This is a genomic window from Pontibacter liquoris, from assembly GCF_022758235.1.
Classification (GTDB): Bacteria; Bacteroidota; Bacteroidia; order Cytophagales; family Hymenobacteraceae; genus Pontibacter; species Pontibacter liquoris.
Map to the genome: position 1 here is coordinate 866,302 of NZ_JALEBG010000002.1, position 20,584 is coordinate 886,885.

General features: G+C 52.9%; 10 protein-coding genes. 7 read left to right on the top strand and 3 right to left on the bottom strand.

Features of this window, described 5'->3' with window-relative positions; translation table 11 throughout:
• Positions 1 to 367 precede the first annotated feature (367 nt).
• The 6 genes from LWL52_RS17045 (at position 368) to LWL52_RS17070 (ending at position 13,893) form a co-directional block, all read left to right on the top strand.
• Positions 368 to 3,223, top strand: a complete 2,856-nt coding sequence (locus LWL52_RS17045; protein WP_242922186.1) for an ice-binding family protein — start codon at positions 368 to 370, stop codon at positions 3,221 to 3,223.
• A gap of 33 nt (positions 3,224 to 3,256) precedes the next feature.
• Positions 3,257 to 4,195, top strand: a complete 939-nt coding sequence (locus tag LWL52_RS17050) for a PorP/SprF family type IX secretion system membrane protein (protein WP_242922188.1) — start codon at positions 3,257 to 3,259, stop codon at positions 4,193 to 4,195.
• An 18-nt stretch (positions 4,196 to 4,213) separates the two neighbouring features.
• Positions 4,214 to 6,199: an OmpA family protein gene (locus tag LWL52_RS17055; RefSeq protein ID WP_242922190.1), complete on the top strand. Its 1,986-nt coding sequence runs from the start codon at positions 4,214 to 4,216 to the stop codon at positions 6,197 to 6,199.
• Between the two features lie 393 nt (positions 6,200 to 6,592).
• Positions 6,593 to 7,873: a Gfo/Idh/MocA family oxidoreductase gene (locus tag LWL52_RS17060; RefSeq protein ID WP_242922192.1), complete on the top strand. Its 1,281-nt coding sequence runs from the start codon at positions 6,593 to 6,595 to the stop codon at positions 7,871 to 7,873.
• A 64-nt stretch (positions 7,874 to 7,937) separates the two neighbouring features.
• Entirely contained in the window at positions 7,938 to 11,357 is a 3,420-nt protein-coding gene (locus tag LWL52_RS17065) for a DUF1080 domain-containing protein (RefSeq protein WP_242922194.1), read from the top strand.
• Positions 11,358 to 11,610: 253 nt separating this feature from the next.
• Positions 11,611 to 13,893: a TonB-dependent receptor gene (locus LWL52_RS17070; protein ID WP_242922197.1), complete on the top strand. Its 2,283-nt coding sequence runs from the start codon at positions 11,611 to 11,613 to the stop codon at positions 13,891 to 13,893.
• A gap of 12 nt (positions 13,894 to 13,905) precedes the next feature.
• Here the strand turns inward: LWL52_RS17070 and LWL52_RS17075 are convergent, their stop codons facing one another.
• The 3 genes from LWL52_RS17075 to gcvP form a co-directional block, all read right to left on the bottom strand.
• Complete coding sequence (locus LWL52_RS17075; protein WP_242922199.1) at positions 13,906 to 14,517, bottom strand: DUF4136 domain-containing protein; 612 nt, start codon at positions 14,515 to 14,517, stop codon at positions 13,906 to 13,908.
• A 77-nt stretch (positions 14,518 to 14,594) separates the two neighbouring features.
• Entirely contained in the window at positions 14,595 to 15,044 is a 450-nt protein-coding gene (locus LWL52_RS17080; protein WP_242922201.1) for a hypothetical protein, read from the bottom strand.
• A gap of 452 nt (positions 15,045 to 15,496) precedes the next feature.
• Complete coding sequence (gcvP, locus tag LWL52_RS17085) at positions 15,497 to 18,415, bottom strand: aminomethyl-transferring glycine dehydrogenase (protein WP_242922203.1); 2,919 nt, start codon at positions 18,413 to 18,415, stop codon at positions 15,497 to 15,499.
• Positions 18,416 to 18,704: 289 nt separating this feature from the next.
• On the opposite strand from gcvP, the gene LWL52_RS17090 reads away from it, so the two are divergent.
• Entirely contained in the window at positions 18,705 to 19,949 is a 1,245-nt protein-coding gene (locus LWL52_RS17090) for an NAD(P)-dependent oxidoreductase (RefSeq protein WP_242922205.1), read from the top strand.
• The last annotated feature ends 635 nt before the right edge of the window (positions 19,950 to 20,584 follow it).

Below are 20,584 nucleotides of genomic sequence, written 5' to 3' on the forward strand. Positions count from 1 at the left end.
GCTGCCCAAAGGCTAAAAGAGCATGGCTGAAAGTTGGCCCTTTGCCCTTTGTTTTTTCAGGCTAACAACAGTGGGTTGTATAAGTATAGGAACAAAATATATAAAAATAATTTTAATAAAGTTTTACGAATTTATACTACACTTGAGCGCTGAAAAGTAGCTTTGTAGGGCAAAAAGGCCTGTTTTGCCTCAATCCAGGGATATGGCTTATTAAATATATTTCACATTTATTATATATAATCATATTATTTTTTGAATTAACAACAACTTTTCTAGGATTTTAGAGTAAATGCAATTGTTCAATATATATAGGCGATCCTATCTATCTATATTCCTCTAAGCAAATATTTTATTCTAAAATACCTCTATGAATCGAGTTCTACTGTTAATTTGTCTCTTTCTGACAGCCAGCACCCTTAGCTTTGCGCAGTCAGATCCAACACTAGGGCAAGCCAGCGAGTTTGCTGTTCTGGCAGCGACAACTGTAAACAATACCGGCACAACCGGGGTATCGGGCAGGCTTGGAATTGCCCCCGGAACCACAGTGAATGATGCCGGCACCCTACTGGTTTCGCACACCCCGATGCACTTGGGCACCGACTTGGCCATACAGGCGCAGGCAGATGCTCAAAAGGCCTATGATTTTCTAAAGGGCCGGCCGGTAACCGGCACGCTACCCAACAACATGGGTGGCTTTATGGTAACGCCCGGCGTTTACAGAATTGATGGCGATGCCGCGCTTAACGGCATCCTGCGGCTGGATGGTGCCGGCAACATCGATGGCATCTTTATCTTTGTGATCTCCGGTAAATTTACTTCTGGCCAGCCGCTGCCGCCTACACCCAGCACAGGCTTGCTGCTGCAAAACGGCGCACAGGCAAAGAACGTGTACTGGGTAGTAGAAGGCGATGTGACCCTAGGCGGTTCCACGCTATTGCAGGGCACAATCATATCAAACGGCAACATCGACCTGGGGATGGGCGTGGGCCTAATCGGCCGGGCTATTTCTCTGAAAGGCAGCGTAACCCTGAATACCAACAACATCTTTCTGCCTACTGTGGTAACCAATGACCTGAGCATCGAGAAGAAAGCGGTGGCAGGCGATTATACCGTTGGCTCTACCGTTACCTATGTGATCAAGACCAAGAACAGCGGTCCAAACGATGCGTCAAACGTGGTGGTAACAGAAGACTTCCCGCTAGATGGCCTGGAGTTCATAAGCGTGGTGGCAGAGAAAGGCGAAGTAAGACTCGATACCGATGGCAAGTATAGATGGTATGTGGGCGACCTGAAAAACGGCGAAGAAGCTTCCTTAACCGTGACCTTTAAAATACTGGCAGCCGGTACCATCAACAACCGGGTAACAATTATTGCCAAGGACCCGGATCCGGACCCGACCGACAACGAAGGAGAAGCACCGGTGGCGGTACCTTGTGCCAAGCCAACTCTGGAACTGACAGGCGAAAGCAGCTTCTGCACGCCCCTGCTTAACACAACCTACACGGTAACCAAAGTGCCCGATGCCGTGTCGTATACCTTTGATCTGCCTGTAGGCTGGACAAAAGTATCGCAGACAGATAACACCATCACCGTGAATGCGCCTGTATCAGGCACTATTAAAGCCACTGTTAAGAACGTGTGCGGCGAAACTGCTACCATAGAAAAACAGGTACAACTGCTACCCGCCTTAGGCACAACAACCATAGACGGCGCCGCTGCAACCTGCCAGGACACCCAGCAGCTTGTTTACAGAGCGGGTAGCGCAGGCGCTGATGCCTATGCCTGGACCGCGACCGGCGATGTGACTATCGTGGGCAGCACGACCGCTGATACGGTGGTTGTAAATGTAGGTGCCGCAGGAGGCAGCCTGAAGCTGGTAGCCAGCAACAACTGCTTTACAGCAACAGCCCTTAAAACAATCACCACTACCGCCAAACCCGCTGCGCCGGCCGCCATAACCGGCAATGCAGATGTTTGCGCAGGCACTAACGCCACGTTTACAGTAGCCGATGTAACAGGCGCTACCGGGTATACCTGGACGGTGCCGGCTGGCTGGACGATCGTGAGCGGTCAGGGTACCGGCACGCTGGTAGTAAAGGCAAGCGATGCCGCCGGCAACATAACCGTAACCGCCGACAACAACTGCGGCAGCAGCGCCGCCACAACCATGGCCCTTACTGCTTCCGCCAAACCAACGAAACCTGTAATTACCGGTGACGCAGCCAGCTGCGCAGGCACTACCCTTACCTATAGCGTGGCCGATGTGGCCGACGCAACCGGCTATACCTGGTCTGTACCAACCGGCTGGACGATTAAAAAGGGCCAGAACACCACCACCATAGAGGTGGAAGTAGGCAGCACCGCCGGTGATGTGAAAGTGGTAGTGGCAAACAAATGCGGCGATAGCGAAGCAGGCAGTCTGGCTGTGAAAGGCCTGACGGCACCGGCAACACCGGCTGCCATTACCGGCACCGCAGCCGTTTGCGCTAGCTCCGAAGCCCTGACCTATACCTTTGCAAACGCCGAGAACGGCGCGGTGTATACCTGGGCAGTGCCGGCCGGCTGGACGATCGTAAGCGGCCAGGGTACCGGTACCATCACAGTGAATGCCGGAACAGCCGGTGGTACCATCAGCGTATCGGGCACCAACACCTGCGGCACCAGCGGCACTGCCACTACAGAGGTAACAATCACCACGCCTCCGGCAGCGCCTGGTCCTATCCGGGATAAGAGCAACGTTTGTGATGGCCTGGTGTATACGATCGATGCCGTGTCTGGCGCTACTTCGTACACCTGGACCGTGTCAACAGGCTTTACCATCATCGAAGGACAGGGCACGACCAGCATCAAAGTAAAAGCCAGCCAGCCAACTGCCTCCGGCGAGGTAACGGTGGTCGCCAACAACGGCACCTGCGGCAGCGCAGTAGCTACTGCTACCATGGATGCCGCGCTTGCCGATGGCCAGCTAAACTTCCCGAAAGCCTTCAGCCCGAACAATGATGGTCGCAACGATACCTGGGAGATCAGCAACCTGCTCAAGTTCCCGGATAACGAAGTGCTGATCTTTAACCGCTGGGGCTCTGAAGTATACAGAAAGAAGAGCTACCAGAACGACTGGAACGGTAACAAGCTGGAAGCCGGCACCTACTTCTACAAAGTGCGTGTGAAGCTTTGCAACGGCGTCGATAAAGAGTTTACCGGGTATGTGGCCATCTTCCGATAAGGCATCCTGAAAATATAGAAACCCAAAAACACCATGAGAATAGTTTATACGCTGCTGGCCCTACTGCTTGCGTTCACGGCTAGTGCCCAGCAAAACCCCCAGTACTCGCAGTACATTTTTAACAGCATGAACCTGAACCCGGCATACACCGGTAGCAAGAACATGCTCAACCTGAACCTCTTTCACCGCTCGCAGTGGACGGGGCTGGATGGAGCTCCCTCCACGCAGGCTGCCAGCCTGGACGGCCTGGCAGCAGGCGACCGCCTGGGCCTGGGCCTGGGGCTTACCCGCGATGAGATCGGCCCCCAGAGCACCCTGTCTGCCTATGCCAACGTAGCCGTAAAGCTGCAGGTAAGCGCGGCCGGCGTGCTGAGCCTGGGCGTGGCGCCAGGGCTGGTGCAAACCACCTTTGATGGTACCGAGCTGGGAATCTCCGATGACCCTGCCATCCCGTCCGGAAAAGACACCAACATCAAGCCCGAAATTAAAATCGGCGCGTACTACCACACCGATCGTTTTTATGCCGGCCTGTCGGCCTCCGATCTGCTGCAGTTCAAGGAAACCCAATACATGGAGCCGGAGCGTCATTATTACTTCACTTCCGGGTATGTGTTTGACCTGGGTACTTTTGTAAAGTTCAAGCCAAGCGTGCTGGTAAAAGAGACCTTCAGCTCGCCTACCAACATCGATGTGAATGCCTTTGTGCTGCTGGGCGACCGGCTCTGGCTTGGCAGCTCGTACCGCACCAGCGCCCGTGTGTTCAAGTATGATCCGGAAAGTGCCGAAGCAATGACCAAGCGCACAGCCGTAGCCCTGATCGCGGAGCTGCAGCTGACCAAATCGCTGCGCCTGGGCTATTCTTATGATAAGATGCTCAACGACCTGGGCGGCTTTAATACCCACGAGATCTCGGTTGGTTACTACTTCTTCAAGAAGAAAGAAACCAAGATGCTAACTCCCCAATACTTTTAACCGACATCCCTGATAACCATGAGATATACACACGCACCCTTATACCTGGCGATAGCCGCCGTGCTGGGCTTTTCCCCGCTGGCAAAGGCCCAGTCGGACCTGCGCAAAGCCAATAAACGGTTCGAGAACCTGGAGTTTGCCCTGGCGCTGCAGAACTATACCAAAGCCGTAAAAAAACGCCAGCCTGATCTGCAGACTGCCGAGCGCATTGCCGAAGCCTACCGCCTGACCCGCCAGATGCAGGAAGCCGAGAACTGGTATGCCCAGGTAGTGGCCATGCCGGCCCATACGCCCGCCGATGTATACTTTTATGCCGATGCCCTGCGCAGTAACGGCAAGTATGAAGAGGCCAAGGCACAGTTTATAAAATGGGGCGAGGAACTGCCCGAAAAAGCCGACGAGGCCCAGGCGCTGGCAAAAGCCTGCGATGTAGCCCAGACCTGGATGAACATGCCGCCCGTAGCGGAAGTAACGCCTTTCCAGCCTATCAACATGGCCGGTTATTCGGAGTTCAGCCCTGCTCCTTACGGTAGCAATGGGGTGATCTTTACCTCTGACCGGGGCGTAGCCAAGGCCGACAAAAAAGCAAAAGTATATGGCTGGACCGGCCGCCCCTACCTGCAGCTCTTTTCAGCCCAGCAGGATGCGGAAGGCAACTGGAGCAGCCCGACAGCTATGCAGGACGTGGTGAACGCCGATTACCATAACGCCACGGCGTCTGCCGCCGAGGAAGGCAACAAACTATACTTTACCCGCACGCACCTGGTGCTGAAGCGCGGAAACGTAAATGCCGACCCTACGAGTTGGGTGAACAAACCGGAAGTGAACGAGTATGTGAACCGGTTGGAGATATTCTCGGCCGAAAAACAGAGCGGCAACTGGGGTAACATCCAGCCCTTCAGCTACAACAACGTGACGAATTATTCGGTAGGCCACCCGGCCATAACACCGGATGGCAACACGCTATACTTTGTTTCGGATATGCCGGGCGGTCTGGGCGATACTGACATTTATTTCTCCACGCGCCAGGCTGATGGCAGCTGGGGCACTCCCGTAAACGCAGGCCCTGCCATCAACACGGCGGGCCGCGAGAGCTTCCCGTATGTAGATGCCGACAACAAATTATACTTTGCCTCCGACGGACATGCCGGAATGGGCGGCCTCGACATCTTCTCTGCCGAAGGGACGCAGGGCGCCTGGAGAGGCGTGCGCAACCTAGGCTACCCGGTTAATACGGCCGCAAACGACTACGGCATCATGTTTACCAAACCCGGCGAAACTGGCCTGCTGTCGTCTAACCGCGACTCACAGAATGGTACCGATGACATTTTCAAGTTCACGATCCTGAAGAAACCGGTCGTGCTGGCTATCACCACGCTGGAGCGCAAGCAGGACGAGAAGAAAAAGAACATACAGGTGCCGCTGCCGCTGGTTAGAATAAAAGTAACACAGCAGAACTTAACCGACTCGGCCGTGGTTATGTCGGATGAGGAGGGTACCTACTTTATGGATGGCCGCAAAGGCGATACTTATACTTTCCTGGGCTCTAAAGACGGGTTCCTGAACCAGGAAGTGCTGGCGCAGGTGCCTGAAACAGCCGGCGACACCGTGCAGGTGGCCCTGCTCTTCGATAAAAATGAGATTGAGCGCGCCGTGGTGCTGGAAAACATTTACTACGACCTCGACAAGTGGGATATCCGCCCGGATGCGGCCAGAGAGCTGGATAAAGTGGTGTCGCTACTGAAAAACAACCCTAGAATAGCCATTGAGATGAGTGCCCATACCGACAGCCGCGAAAGCAAGCAGTACAACCAGGTACTTTCAGAGCGCCGCGCGCAGGCCGCCGTGGATTACATCGTATCCAAAGGCATTGCCAAGAGCAGGCTCACAGCCAGAGGCTACGGCAAAACCCGGTTGGTAAACCGTTGTGCCGATGGCGTGGAATGCTCCGAGGCGGAACACCAGCTGAACCGCCGCACCGAATTCAAGATCAAGAAAAATTGATAAAAGATTTTCATTAGCTTTCATAGTTTGGAAAGGCTACGCAGTTTCTGTGTAGCCTTTTTTATGCATGTCAGCAAAATTTAATAAGCGCATCTTAAAGTCCACACCTGCCATATAGAATAGCTGCATACATCTCAGCAGCTAAAAAGCCTGATTTAGACGCCAAAAAACCTTTGTGTCTTAAAAATACCGGTATCTATGAATATAGTTTATTGATTATAAGTATATTAGTGATATAGTGCCTGGCAAGCCTTTACAAAGTACCAAGGTTTATGGCTGCCCATGATGAGTTGATCTCAATACTCAGGAGGCGTTCTTTCCTGTGAGGATTGGTTAAGCGAATACAATAGCTTTTAGTATATCATTACTTAACATAGATAACCTTTATACTATATGAGTTCAGATGCTACCACTAATTCAAGACGAGACTTTTTAAAGAAATCTGCGGCTACAGTTGCTTCCTTCATTATTGTTCCGCGCTTTGTGCTGGGCGGCAGGGGCTTCGTTGCGCCAAGCGATCAGCTCACCAAGGCTATCATCGGGGTAGGGTCTATGGGGCGCAACCATATTCCTTATGGCGATACCCGCGTGGTCGCCGTCTGTGACGTGGACCGCAACCACCTAAAGCGGGCTGCGGACATAGTAGGAAATGGCGTGAAAACTTTTACCGATTACCGGGAAGTAATACAGCTGCCGGAAGTAGACATTGTGCACATTGCCACGCCGCCGCACTGGCACGGCATTATAGCGGCAGATGCAGCCAGGGCCGGTAAAGACATCTGGTGCGAAAAGCCTATGACCCGCACCATCGGCGAGGGCAAACGTGTAGTGGAGGCTGTGCAGCAACACGGGCGCATTTTCCGCCTGAACACCTGGTTTCGCTTCGAGGATATTTTTTATGGGATGGGCACACCTGTTAAGCCTATCAAAAAGCTGGTAGACAGCGGCCTGCTGGGCTGGCCGCTGAAAGTAACGGTGGGCCGTGGTACCGGCTTCGACTGGAAGTTTTACTGGGTAGGCAAGACCAACCTCGACCCTATGCCCGTACCGCAGGAACTGGATTATAACATGTGGCTGGGCCCTGCGCCTTACCGGCCTTATAACCTGCACCGCGTACATCAGACATTCCGTGGCTATTGGGATTACGATGGCGGCGGCCTCGGCGATATGGGACAGCATTACCTAGATCCTATTCAGTACTTCCTGGGGAAAGACAATACGAGCCCTGTTTCTGTGGAGATAGATGCGCCGCAGCAGCACCCGGATGCCGTAGGAACATGGCGCCGCATAACCTATACGTATGCCGACGGATGCCAGATAGTGCTGGATGGCGAGGGCAAAGAAGAAAACATACCTTATATAGAAGGGCCAAAAGGAAAACTGTACCCCGGCTTTCGCTCCGATATTCCGGATTTGCAGAAGAAGCTGGCGGCCTTCCCTGATCCGAAGCCACAAGTGACAGACTTCATTGAGGCAGTAAAGGAACGCAAAAAGTTTGCTCTTAACGAAGAAAACGGACACAGATCCTGCACACTTGTCAACATGGGGAAGGCTGCGCTGCATTTAGGCCGCTCGCTGAAGTTTGACCCCGTGAAGCAGGAATTTGTACAGGATGAAGGCGCCAACCGCCTCATCAACGAGCCCATGCGCTCTGACTGGACAATGGTACTATAGCCTGCAACTACCAGGCATCTTCAAAAATATTCTTAAACTGGTTAACTGCCCTAACCCGATGTATATGAAAAGAATAATACTAATGCTGCTTGCTGTCGCCTCGGTGAATTCTGTAACGATGGCGCAGCGGGAAAACGATCAGCGCACCCTCACGACTAAAATTGCCGACCTGCTGGCGCAAATGCCGGCAAAAGATAGCCTGCAGCTTACCGCAAACATGAGCGAAATTGCCGGTACCGGAAAAGAAGGACTTATAGAAATGGCCTCAATGCTGGCTCCTCCCGGCAAGGGAGATAATACCAGGTTAGAATATGCGATGGGCGGCTTCTCTTATTATGTGTCACAGCCCGGCAGAGAAGAATGGAGGCAGATGAGCGTAGATGCATACTGTCAGGCGCTGCAAAAAGCTGATCAGGAGGAGAACAAAGCCTTTTTTATCAGGCAGCTCCAGATGATAGGCAAAGATGATGCGGTTCCTTGTTTGAAAGGTTACTTAGGCGATGAGCGCCTGTGTGCCCCGGCTGCCAAAGCTTTAATTAATATTCATACTTCCGGTGCCAGCGAGGCGCTGCTGCAAGCTTTACAAAATGCGCAGGGTGAGTGTCGCCTGTCGCTTGTCGAGGCAGTAGGTGATGCGCAATATGCGAAAGCTGTGGCTGTTCTTACGCCTTTAGCGACCAACCCGGATAGCAAGCTCAGAAAGCTGGCACTCTATGCCCTGGCCAACATTGCCGATCCTGCCTCTGAAGCTGTGCTGGCGCAGGCAGCGCAACAGGGTAATTATACTTTTGGTAATGACAACGCCACCTCCGCTTATTTGCTTTATGCACAGCGCCTGGCCGAAAGCGGAAGACAGCAGCAGGCAGCAAAAATAGCGCAATCACTGCTGAATAGCACCAGACAGGAGCTGCAGGTGCACACCCGCACAGCCGCACTGGAACTGATGACAGATATACAAGGCGAAAAGAGCGTAGCGTTGTTGGTAAATGCAGCAGCGGACAAAAACCCGGAATACCGTGCTGCCGCGCTCAAATTCGCCGCCGACTACATCACGCCTGCCACCACCGCTATGTGGGTGAAGAAAGCAAAGAGAGCGGATCCCAAAGTAGAAGCTGAAATCATCACTATGTTGGGCAGAAACGATGCTAAAGCTGCCATGCCTGCCGTGCTGAAGGCACTCAGAAGTAGGCACGATCAGGTGAAACTGGCCGCCATAGGCGCTACAGGCAGCATGGGCAATGAGGAGGCGCTGCCAAAACTACTCAAGGCCATGAAGAAAGGCAATAAGGAAGAAATTGACGCTGTGAAAGAGGCCCTGTTTATCATGGAAGCAAAAAATCTGACTGATGCAGTAGCCGATGCTTTGCCTAAAATGCCTGCCGAGGCCCAGGCAGCCGCACTCGCGGTTTTAGGCAACCGCGCTGCCAGCGAAAAAATAAATGAGGTGTTCTCCTATGTAAAAGACGAAAATGCTGCTGTGCGTATGGCCGCTTTAACTGCGCTGGAGCAAATGGCAACAAAAGAGAACCTGCCGCGGCTCTTTTCTTTGCTGCAGGAAACAGCGCGGCCTGAAGAAGTAAGCGCAGTGCAGGAGGCCATTGTTGCAGCCGTTCGCGGTTATGATGACAAGGCACAGCAGGCAAACCTGATACTGGAGCAAATGGCGCAGGCTCCGGCTGAGAAGAAGCCCCTATACTTTAACATACTAGCCAATATTGGCGGTGAAAAAGCCCTGGATGCTGTTGCAGCAGCCTTTAATGCCGGCGATGCCGCCACAAAGCAGGCCGCAGTTGCTGCCTTGGCTGTGTGGTCTGATGTGAGTGCGGCCGGCGAGCTGTACCGCATCAGCCAGGCAACTTCCAATGAAGCCTACCTGGATGCAGCGCTGAAAGGATATATCCGCATAATCAGTCTTTCTAAGTCTCCTGCCGAACAAAAGCTGCTGAAACTGCGGGATGCCATGGCATTAGCCAAAACACCTGAACAGCAGCAACTGATCCTGAAAGAAGTAGCGGGATTACATACTTTCCCTGCCCTGGTATTCGCCGGCAGGTACCTCGATGATCCTAAACTGCAACAGGAGGCTGCCCATGCCGTGATGAACATCGCGCTGTCTGACGAAAACTATACAGGTAATATCGTACGGGATTTGCTCAATAAAACCGCTCAGGTGCTTGAGGGGCCTGACAGCGAGTACCAGATCAAAGCGATACAGAAGTTTTTGGCAGAAATGCCACAGGGCGAAGGTTTCGTGGCGCTGTTTAACGGCAAAGACCTGACCGGCTGGAAAGGCTTGGTGGCTGACCCGATTGAGCGGGCCAAAATGGATAAGGGAACCCTGGCTCAGAAGCAGAAAGCTGCGGATGAGCAAATGCGCAAAGACTGGAAAGTAGAAAATAGCGAGATTACATTTGTAGGGCACGGGTTCGATAACCTCACGACAGCAAAGAAATATGGCGACGTTGAGATGTTCGTGGATTGGAAAATATATGACGACGGCAACAAAAACGGCGATGCCGGCATTTACCTGCGGGGCACGCCCCAGGTTCAGATGTGGGATACTTCCCGGGTAAAGGATGGGGCACAAGTAGGCTCCGGCGGGCTGTACAACAACCAGGTTAATCCAAGTAAACCGCTCAAAGTAGCTGATAACCCGCTGGGTGAGTGGAACAACTTCCATATTATCATGAAAGGGGATCGCGTGACAGTGTACCTTAACGGGGAGCTCGTAACGGACAATGTCATCCTGGAAAATTACTGGGACAAGGGCATGCCCATATTTCCGGAGGAGCAGATAGAACTGCAGGCGCATGGCTCCCGCGTAGGTTACCGTGACATCTACATCCGCGAACTTCCCCGTCCGGAGCCGTTTGAGTTAAGCGCCGCCGAAAAGAAAGAAGGCTTTAGGGTGTTGTTTGATGGCACCAACATGCACCAATGGCAGGGTAACACCACCGATTATGTGATTGAAGATGGTGAACTGGTAGTGCATGAGCCAAAATTTGGCAACGGCGGCAATCTGTATACCAAAGAGGAGTACGGAGACTTTGTATTCCGCTTCGAGTTCAAACTAACACCTGGCGCCAACAACGGCTTGGGCATACGCACTCCTTTAGAAGGCGATGCTGCCTACGAGGGGATGGAAGTGCAGATTTTAGATAATGACGCTGATATTTACAAGACCCTGCACGAGTACCAGTATCATGGCTCTGTGTACGGCGTTATGCCGGCTAAGCGCGGCTATCTGAAGCCTGTTGGGGAGTGGAACTACGAGGAAGTGATTGTGAAAGGCCCGAAGATAAAGGTGATACTGAACGGCACCACCATTCTGGACGGCGACATTTCCGATGCTCGTAAGAACGGCACCTTGGACGGAAAGGATCACCCGGGGCTGAAGCGTGATGAAGGATACCTTGGATTCCTGGGACATGGCTCCACGGTATGGTTCCGGAACATCCGGGTAAAGGATCTAAGTAAAAAGTAAACAGAAAGAAGTGGGGAGAAATCTGGTTTTACTGAAAGCTGAAGATGGGGCAATAATGCTTTCCCATCTTCAGCTTTATAACTTTTTAATGTTTTGAGATTAGCTTGTGGTAAGCAGGTCCGGCGACAGCAAAATATAAGTAGAAGAAAGAAGAACAACTGTATCTTTACCAGGCTGCCTGGGCTATGCGGAAGGAAAAATATAGCTAAACCTTGAGGCTGGTGGCACGTTCAGAAATCGTCGCCTGCTACTTATGAGAACAAACGCATCTTATACTTTACTTTTTATATTGCTGGGAATACCGCAGTTGTTGCTGGCGCAGATCACGGTGCAGGGTCGGGTGCGGGATGCCCGCAGCCTGCGTCCACTGGAAGGTGCTGCCGTAACCGCCAACACAGGCCCGCAGGCACTCACCGCCGCCGACGGAAGCTACCACCTCACGGTGCCCGACACAACCGCTTTCCTGCTGATCACCTACCTGGGCTTTGCCCCCGATACGCTCACCGACCTGCAGCAACCCGGCGTGCGGCAAACGTTGCTGCAACCCACCGTAGCGGTGCTGCAGGAAGTGCAGGTGCAGGGCTACGAAACCAACCGGCCCCTGCTGCAAACAGCCGGCGCCATCAGCGTGATCGATAGCGAGGTGCTCAACCGCTTTGATGAAAGTTCTCTGGTACGGGCCGTGAACACTGTGCCGGGCGTACGCATGGACGAGCGCGCGCCGGCCAGCTACCGCCTTTCCATTAGGGGCAGCACGCTCCGCTCGCCTTACGGCATCCGCAATATCAAGCTATATTTTAATGGCATCCCGCTTACAGAGGCAAACGGCACCACGGCGCTCAACCTGCTGGACCCCGCCAACATCGGCCACATCGAGATACTGAAAGGGCCCACCGCCAGTATTTATGGGGCCGGCACCGGCGGCACTATTCTACTGGAACCGATGCGGCTGAACCAGGGCCAGCAGTTAGAGGTAAATGCCACGACCGGCTCGTACGGCTACCGCCATTACGGGGCATCTTATAGTGCCGGTTCCGAAAAAGGCAACCTGCTGGTGCAGTACACGCGGCAGCAGTACGACGGCTACCGCGAGCAGTCGGCCGTGGACCGTAAGGTGCTGCTGCTCTCATCGGAGTTTTATACTTCTGCTAAGCGCACCATTGCCGCCAATATCATTTACTCCGACCTGTACTACGAATTGCCCGGCGGGCTGACCCGGGAGCAGTATGCGCAGAACCCACGCCAGGCCCGGAGCGGTATGTTTGGCAGCGTGGCGCAGAACGCGTCTATCACCCAGGATGGCCTTAACATCGGGCTGAAGCAGACCTATACGTTTAACAGCAACTGGCGCAACACTACGGCCATCTATGGCTTGCACCGCTTTAAAGACAATCCCTTCAACACCGATTATGAGCGCAATACCGATCAGGAAATGGGCGGGCGCACCAGCTTTGTACACAACAGCCGTGTGGGCAGCCTGCCTGTTACCTATACTTTCGGAGGTGAGTTTCAGCGAGGTTTCCAGACGGCCCGGACTTACGACAACAAAGGCGGCACGCCCGACAGCCTTCGCACCGACGATGAGGTGGTCTCCAAAGCGGGCTTTTTATTTGCACAAGCCGAGGTTGAGCTCCCGGCCGGCATCATTGCCACCGCGGCCCTCAGCCTGAACGATGCCCAGTATCAGATCACGCGCCTGCGACAGGCACTTACCGGCAACGGTTACCAGTATACCCGTAATTTTAACGCGGTGCTCTCGCCGCGCCTGGCCCTGCTCAAGCCACTTACCAACCAGGTTTCGGTGCATGCCAGCATCAGTTCCGGGTTCTCACCGCCGACCGAAGAAGAAATTCTCCCGTCCGACGGCAGTTTTAACACGGGTCTGGAGGCCGAGAAAGGAACAAACTATGAAGCCGGCATCCGGGGCTTTGCCGGCCATGGCAAACTGAACTTTGATGTGGTGGGTTTTTATTTCCGGTTGAAGGAAACCATTGTGAGCCGGCAGGACCTGTCCGGCGTGGCCATTTTCCGGAACGTGGGCTCTACCCGGCAAGCCGGCCTGGAGACCAGCATCAGTTATGCTTTGGTAAACGATCCGGCACTGCCGCTCAGCCTGCTCAAAGTATGGGGCAGCTATACCTACAGCCACTTCCGTTTCCAGGATTATCAGAAAGACGCCACCGATCTATCCGGAAACCAGCTGACGGGCGTGGCGCCGAACACGGCTACCCTGGCGCTGGATGCTGCTGCCAAGAACGGGCTATACCTGAACGTAACCGGCAATTATGTAGATGAGATTCCGCTGAACGATGAGAACACCGTCTTTGCCGCCAGCTATGTGGTGGTAGGTGCCCGCGCCGGCTGGCGAAAGCAACTTGCCAAGCAGCTGGCACTGGAAATGTTTGTGGGCGGCGATAACCTGACAGACCAGCAGTATAGCCTGGGCAACGACCTGAATGCCTTCGGCGGCCGTTTTTATCAACCCGCACCCGACCGCACCTGGTATGGCGGCCTCTCGTTGAAGTATAAACTCTAAGTATAATTAGAGCTAACGGCTCAGGTCCGAAACAGGCGGGAACTGTGCCATGATGTTGGCTACTACCTGGTTTATTTTGGTTTCTTCTAGCTGAGTGGGATTTAAGTTGACCGATGCCCAGCCGCGCCACACCAGTTCGTTGGTGTTCGCATCGATCAGGTCGATTACCAGGGTGCCCGGGCTATACTTGCTGATAGGGCTGGCGTTTGTAAAAGCAGAAAAGTTGTAGCGGTAGCGGTAGCCGTACCAATAGCTATAGCCATAGCCAAAACCGGGACCCACCTCATCGCCGATAGCAGCTGGCGCTAGTTTAGGATCCACAGCAATATCATAGGCAACTAAAAGGCCGGGGTTTTCCAGGGCAGGCGTAATGCCTTCTTTTACCAGCTCGCTGGCGATGGCTTCTTTCACGCGCTCGTTTACTAGCGGACTGAAGCCTGGGCCGCGGCCACCAAGCGGTGACGGCACTTCGGCCTGGTACCAGGCAAAGGTCTGGTAATGCTGAAACTGGATGGAACGGTCGTAGTTGCTCTGCACATCAGGCAGACGGGTGCAACTGCCAAAAAGCAGCAGCGGCAACAGTAACGTAAGGAAAGCGGGTATGCGGAAAGGAAAGGAGGCCATAGTGCGCTGTTGTGGTTATACCGTTTAGCCTCCTATACGGTATAATACCCGGCAAAGGGTAAAGGCAGCGCGGGAGCTTATTTTTTGCGGCGGCTTTTATTTGCCTCGTTCACCAGCTCCTTGTTCACCCAGGCGCTAAGTTCTTCTGACATGCTTTTGGTGTAAGCCACCTCGTTTAAGATCGTTACGGCCTTTTTTGCGCTGCTCGCATAAACTGGCTGGGCCAGGGTAGCTTTAGCATTGTTGGTTTCACCTAAGGCCAGTTGTTCGGCATATGCTGCAGTAGCAACATCCTGGTTTGATAAATGTAGCGCGATGCTGTTGAAGGAAGCAACCTGTGCAGTTGCAGTGGTAGTTGAAAAAGCAAATCCGGTTACCGTTACAGCAAACACTAATAATTTTTTCATATTCCTTATGAGATTAGACCAATCCTTTTGTTTGGTGGACGCAAAGATATAGGTTATTTTATATATACAAGTTGGTATATTTAAAATAATTCTTGTGTTTACGCTACGTTGCTCAAGCATAATAGGACATAATCTATACTTCTCTTGTTTTAAATGAATTTAAAAAGTAAAGTATAGGATAAAGGCTATGTGAAAAAAGTTTCAAAATTTTTAAATTATTTTTTAGAAAGAGTAAATTGGAGTATGCCCGAGTGCCCGGGCAAGTACAAATTACCAGAATGCAACGTTCGTTTCTTTGCACTGGTAGCCTGCGCATGCGGTTAGTGCCTGAGTATGATGTAGGTAGCTGTACTGAGCTTGCTTTCGGGTGTGTGGTATTTAGTAGCGGCGGCGTTTTGGTTTACCCATACACTGTAGGCGTGCGCCTGATAGTACTTGTAACGGATTTGCCCTGCGATTTTATAGTGTAACGCTAAAGTATAAACTGCCGGCAACTAAACGGGGAGGCAGCAAAAACAAAAACGCCTGGCTCATTGCTGAACCAGGCGTTTTATAAGTATAGGAAGTATGACTTAGCCGATGGCGGTCATTTCCTGGTTTTGCTCGTTGTAAGCTTCGATCGGAGCGCAGGAGCACACCAGGTTACGGTCGCCGTAGGCGCTGTCGATGCGGCTAACCGTTGGCCATACTTTGTTGTCGCGCAGGTAGGCCATCGGGAATACAGCCTTCTCACGGGAGTAAGGGCGTTCCCAGTTTTCTACCAGCACCACTTTCTGGGTGTGCGGCGCGTTCTTGAGCACATTGTTTTTCTGGTCTGCTTTGCCGGATTCGATCTCGCGGATCTCCTCGCGGATCGAGATCATCACGTCGCAGAAGCGGTCCAGTTCTTCCTGTGCTTCGGATTCGGTTGGCTCCACCATCAGCGTGCCCGCTACCGGAAACGATACGGTTGGCGCATGGAAACCGTAGTCCATCAGGCGCTTGGCGATATCTTCTACCTCCACGCCATACTTCTTGAACTCACGGCAATCCAGGATCATCTCGTGCGCACAGCGGCCGTTAGTACCCACGTACAGTACCGGGTAATGCTGCTCCAGGCGTGCTTTGATGTAGTTGGCATTCAGGATCGCTACTTTCGTCGCTTCTGTCAGGCCTTCGCCGCCCATCATGGCAATGTACGCATATGAAATCGGCAGGATAGAGGCAGAACCCCAGGGCGCAGCTGATACAGCATGGATCGCTTCCTTGCGGCCCAAATCTACCACCGCGTGACCAGGCAGGAACGGCGCCAGGTCTTTCACTACGCCGATCGGGCCCATGCCAGGGCCACCGCCACCGTGCGGTATGCAGAAGGTCTTGTGTAAATTAAGGTGACACACGTCAGCACCGATGTGGGCCGGTGAGGTCAGGCCTACCTGCGCGTTCATGTTGGCGCCGTCCATGTACACCCGGCCACCGTTGTCGTGGATGGCCTGGCAGATCTCGATGATCGACTCCTCGTACACGCCGTGCGTGGAAGGATACGTTACCATCAGGCAGGACAGCTCATTTTTATATTGCTCTGCTTTGGCACGCAGGTCCGCCACATCAATGTTGCCTTTCTCATCGCACTTCACAATCACCACTTTCATGCCAGCCATTACCGCCGAAGCCGGGTTGGTGCCGTGGGCAGAAGAAGGGATCAGGGCAATGTTACGGTGCTGGTCGCCGCGCGATTCGTGGTAAGCGCGGATCACCATCAGGCCGGCATACTCGCCCTGGGCACCGGAGTTGGGCTGCAATGACACCGCATCGAAACGGGTAATCTCGCACAGCCAGGCCTCCAGGTCCGTAAAGATCTGCTTGTAGCCTTCTGTCTGGTCGGCAGGGGCAAAGGGGTGCAGCTGGCCAATTTCCGGCCATGTTACCGGGATCATCTCGGCCGTCGCGTTCAGCTTCATGGTGCAGGAGCCCAGTGGAATCATGGAGTGCGTCAGGGAAATATCCTTGTTCTCCAGGTGCTTCATGTAGCGCAGGATCTCGTGCTCGGAGTGGTGCTTGTTGAATACCTCGTGCGTGAGGTAATCGCTCTTACGGATCAGGCTGTCAGACCAGGTGATCTCCGTATCTTCCGGAAGCTCGTCTATTGTCAGTACATCAGCAGATCTGCCGGCTACTTTCGCAAACACGGCAAGTATGGCTTTCACATCTTCCAGGTCGGTGTTCTCATTCAGAGAGATGTTGATGGTGTTATCAGCTGCGTACAGGAAGTTGATGCCGGCTGCTTCAGCCTCTGTGCGGATAGCAGTTTTCAGCTCAGCGCTCTCCACGGCCACTTTCAGCGTATCGAAGTATTGCGCGTTGAGCTGCTCGAAGCCCAGTGCTTTCAGGCCTTTTTCCAGTTGCTGCGCCAGTGCGTGCGTATTCAGGCCAATATACTTGAGGCGACGCGGACCGTGGTACACGGCATACATACCGGCGATAACAGCCAGCAGTACCTGCGCTGTACAGATGTTGGACGTTGCTTTTTCGCGGCGGATGTGCTGCTCGCGTGTCTGCAGGGCCATGCGGTAGGCTTTGTTACCTTCGGCATCCACCGAAAGGCCAATGATACGGCCTGGCAAAATGCGCTTGAAAGCATCCTTTGTAGCAAAGTAACCCGCGTGCGGGCCACCAAAGCCCATGGGCACCCCAAAACGCTGCGTGGTACCGATGGCTGCGTCGGCACCCATTTCACCCGGAGGTGTCAGCAAGGTCAGGGAAAGTATGTCAGCGGCAACGGCTACCAGCATGTCCTGCTCGTGGGCCTTTGCGATAAAATCAGTATAGTCGTAAACGGCACCATCGGCAGCCGGGTATTGCACCAGCGCGCCAAACAGGGTCTCGTCCTGCAGGTTTGCCTCGCGGTGGTCGCCGATCACCAGCTCAATGCCAAGCGGGGTGGCACGCGAAAGCAGCACGTCGATGGTCTGCGGCAGCACCTGCTCCGATACGAAAAAGCGGTTGGCATTTTTGCGGGAGCCTTTGCGCTGCGCATGGAACATGTTCATGGCCTCGGCCGCGGCCGTACCTTCGTCCAGCAGCGATGCGTTGGCAATTTCCATACCGGTCAGATCCATCACCATAGTTTGGTAATTGATCAGGGCTTCCAGTCGGCCCTGGGCGATCTCGGCCTGGTAAGGTGTGTAGGCGGTATACCAGCCCGGGTTCTCCATAATGTTACGAAGTATAACCGGGGGCATGATGGTATCGTTGTAGCCAAGGCCGATGTAGGACTTGTATACTTTATTCTTTTTGGCGATCTGCGCGAATTTCTTCAGGAAGTCTCTTTCCGAAAGTGCCTTGGGCAGGTTCAGGGGCTTCTTCAGTCTAATGGCGGCCGGTACGGTCTCCTCAATCAGTTGGTCCAGTGAGTTTACCCCAATGGTTTTAAGCATGTCCTGCATCTGCTCTTTGTCGGGGCCGTTGTGACGCTCCTTAAAAACATCCGCAGGTTTGGTTTTAAGTATCATATAGATGAAGTATTGATTGGGAATTTGGGTTTAATCGATCCTGGGAAGACAAGCCCGGGGCTCGCTTTCAGTAATTTCTACAAAAGTAATAGTAATTGTTTATTATATTGAAGCATGAAAGCTAAATAGTTCTGCGTGTGGCGGGTGCCTCCAGACAAACGCATACAGCAGGTATACTATAAAAGGAGTAGCCGCCAGCCTATGTACTAAGGTAACGGTGAGAGGGACAAATCCTGTGCTCCTACTGGCAAACATAAATTAAGAAAGAACAATTCAGAAACACGCACAGATGAAGAAAGTTAAGATCGGGATCATAAAAGAAGGCAAAGTACCGGTGGACAAACGGGTGCCGCTGACGCCTAAAAAGTGTGTGGAGGCTATGCAGGTTTTCCCGGACGCGCAGGTAGTGGTGCAGCCCAGCGCGGTGCGTTGCTTCACTGATCAGGAGTATGCGGAGCTGAACATCCCGTTGCAGCAGGACCTGAATGATTGCGACGTGCTGATGGGCGTAAAGGAAGTGCCCATCGACCAGCTGATCCCGAGCAAGACCTACTTCTTCTTCTCGCATACTATAAAGAAGCAACCGCATAACGCCAAGCTGCTCCGAGCCATACTTGACAAACACATCACTCTTATAGATTACGAGCTGCTCACCAACTCCGAAGGGCAGCGGGTGGTGGCGTTCGGACGGTATGCCGGTATTGTAGGCGCCTACAACGGCATCCTGACCTATGGCAAAAAGTGGGGCCTGTTCGATCTGAAGCCTGCCTACCTCTGCCACGAGATGGAGGATATGCAGGAGGAATACTTTAAGGTGCAGCTGCCCCCTATCAAGATTGCTATAACGGGCGGCGGCCGTGTAGCGGGTGGTGCCATGGAAGTGCTCAATAAGATGGGCATCCGGAAAGTGAGTGTGTTTGATTACCTTTATAAGCAGTTCAGTGAGCCGGTGTATGCCCAGCTGCACTCCGGTGATTACAACAACCGCCCTGATGTGGAAGTATGGGACTCGCCGGATTTTTATGCCAACCCGCACCTCTACCAGTCCACGTTCCGCAAGTTTACCCGTGTAACCGATCTGCTGCTGGCTTGCGCCTACTGGCACCCGAGCGCGCCCAAACTATTTACCGAAGAAGACATGCGCCAGCCCGACTTCAAGATCGATACTATTGCCGATATTACCTGTGATGTGAACGGCTCCATCCCGACCACAAAAAAGGCCACTACTATAATAGAACCCGCTTTCGATTTCAATCCTACTACTGGGGAGATGGAGCAGGCCTACAGCCGCAAAGAGAACATCACGGTAATGGCCGTAGACAACCTGCCCTGCGAGCTCCCGCGTAATGCTTCCCGCGATTTCGGCCGCAATATCATTGACTATGTGTTTCCGCAGTTCTTTAACGAAGACGAAGGCGGCATGCTGGCCCGCGCCACCATAGCCCATGCCGGAAAGCTGACAGAAAAGTATAGCTATCTGCAGGAGTACGCCGACAGTGCTATTATTAATAAAGAGAAAGAAACGAAGGTTTAGCTGGTAAGTATAAAGCCGCTGGATTAAAGGTTCCTTATAGTATAGTATAAAGGAGCTTTACGAGGTCTGTTATGTCCTTTCGAACAAAGAGAGAAATCCGCCTTGTTTCTCCCTTTCAGCTTTTACTCGCAGGTCGAAAGGACATTCCTTATTTTGGCATTCCCTATTATATGAAAAGAGCGTATGCCGTCGTAGGCCTATGGCTGCTTCTAAACAGGCCAGCTAGCCAGGTTACATTCCCCCTCATGGTCTTCCTAAAGCTAGCCATGTCATTCCCTGAAATTATTCCCTTTCATTTTCAGCCACTTAGGCGATGTTCATGATTTTTCTTTACCTACTGCTTGGAAAGGGGAAAAAGGTTCGTACTTTTGCATCCCGTTCAGCAGGAAAGGGGGTCAGGAAAAAAGCGTTCAGGCGCTCTTTCGACCAGCAAGCAGCAGAGGGTTTCTTAAAGGTTCGGTTTAGGCTTTCAGGTAGTTGTTACTTGAAAGGCAGGTGCCGGGAAAAGAAGAAACAAAACGCTGAAAAATATTTTGCTCTAGTGCTTGCAAGTTGAAAAAAGGTTCTTACCTTTGCAGCCCGCTTCAGAGGGAAGGGGATAAAGGGAAGGCTGGTAACACAGCTTCTTCGATCAA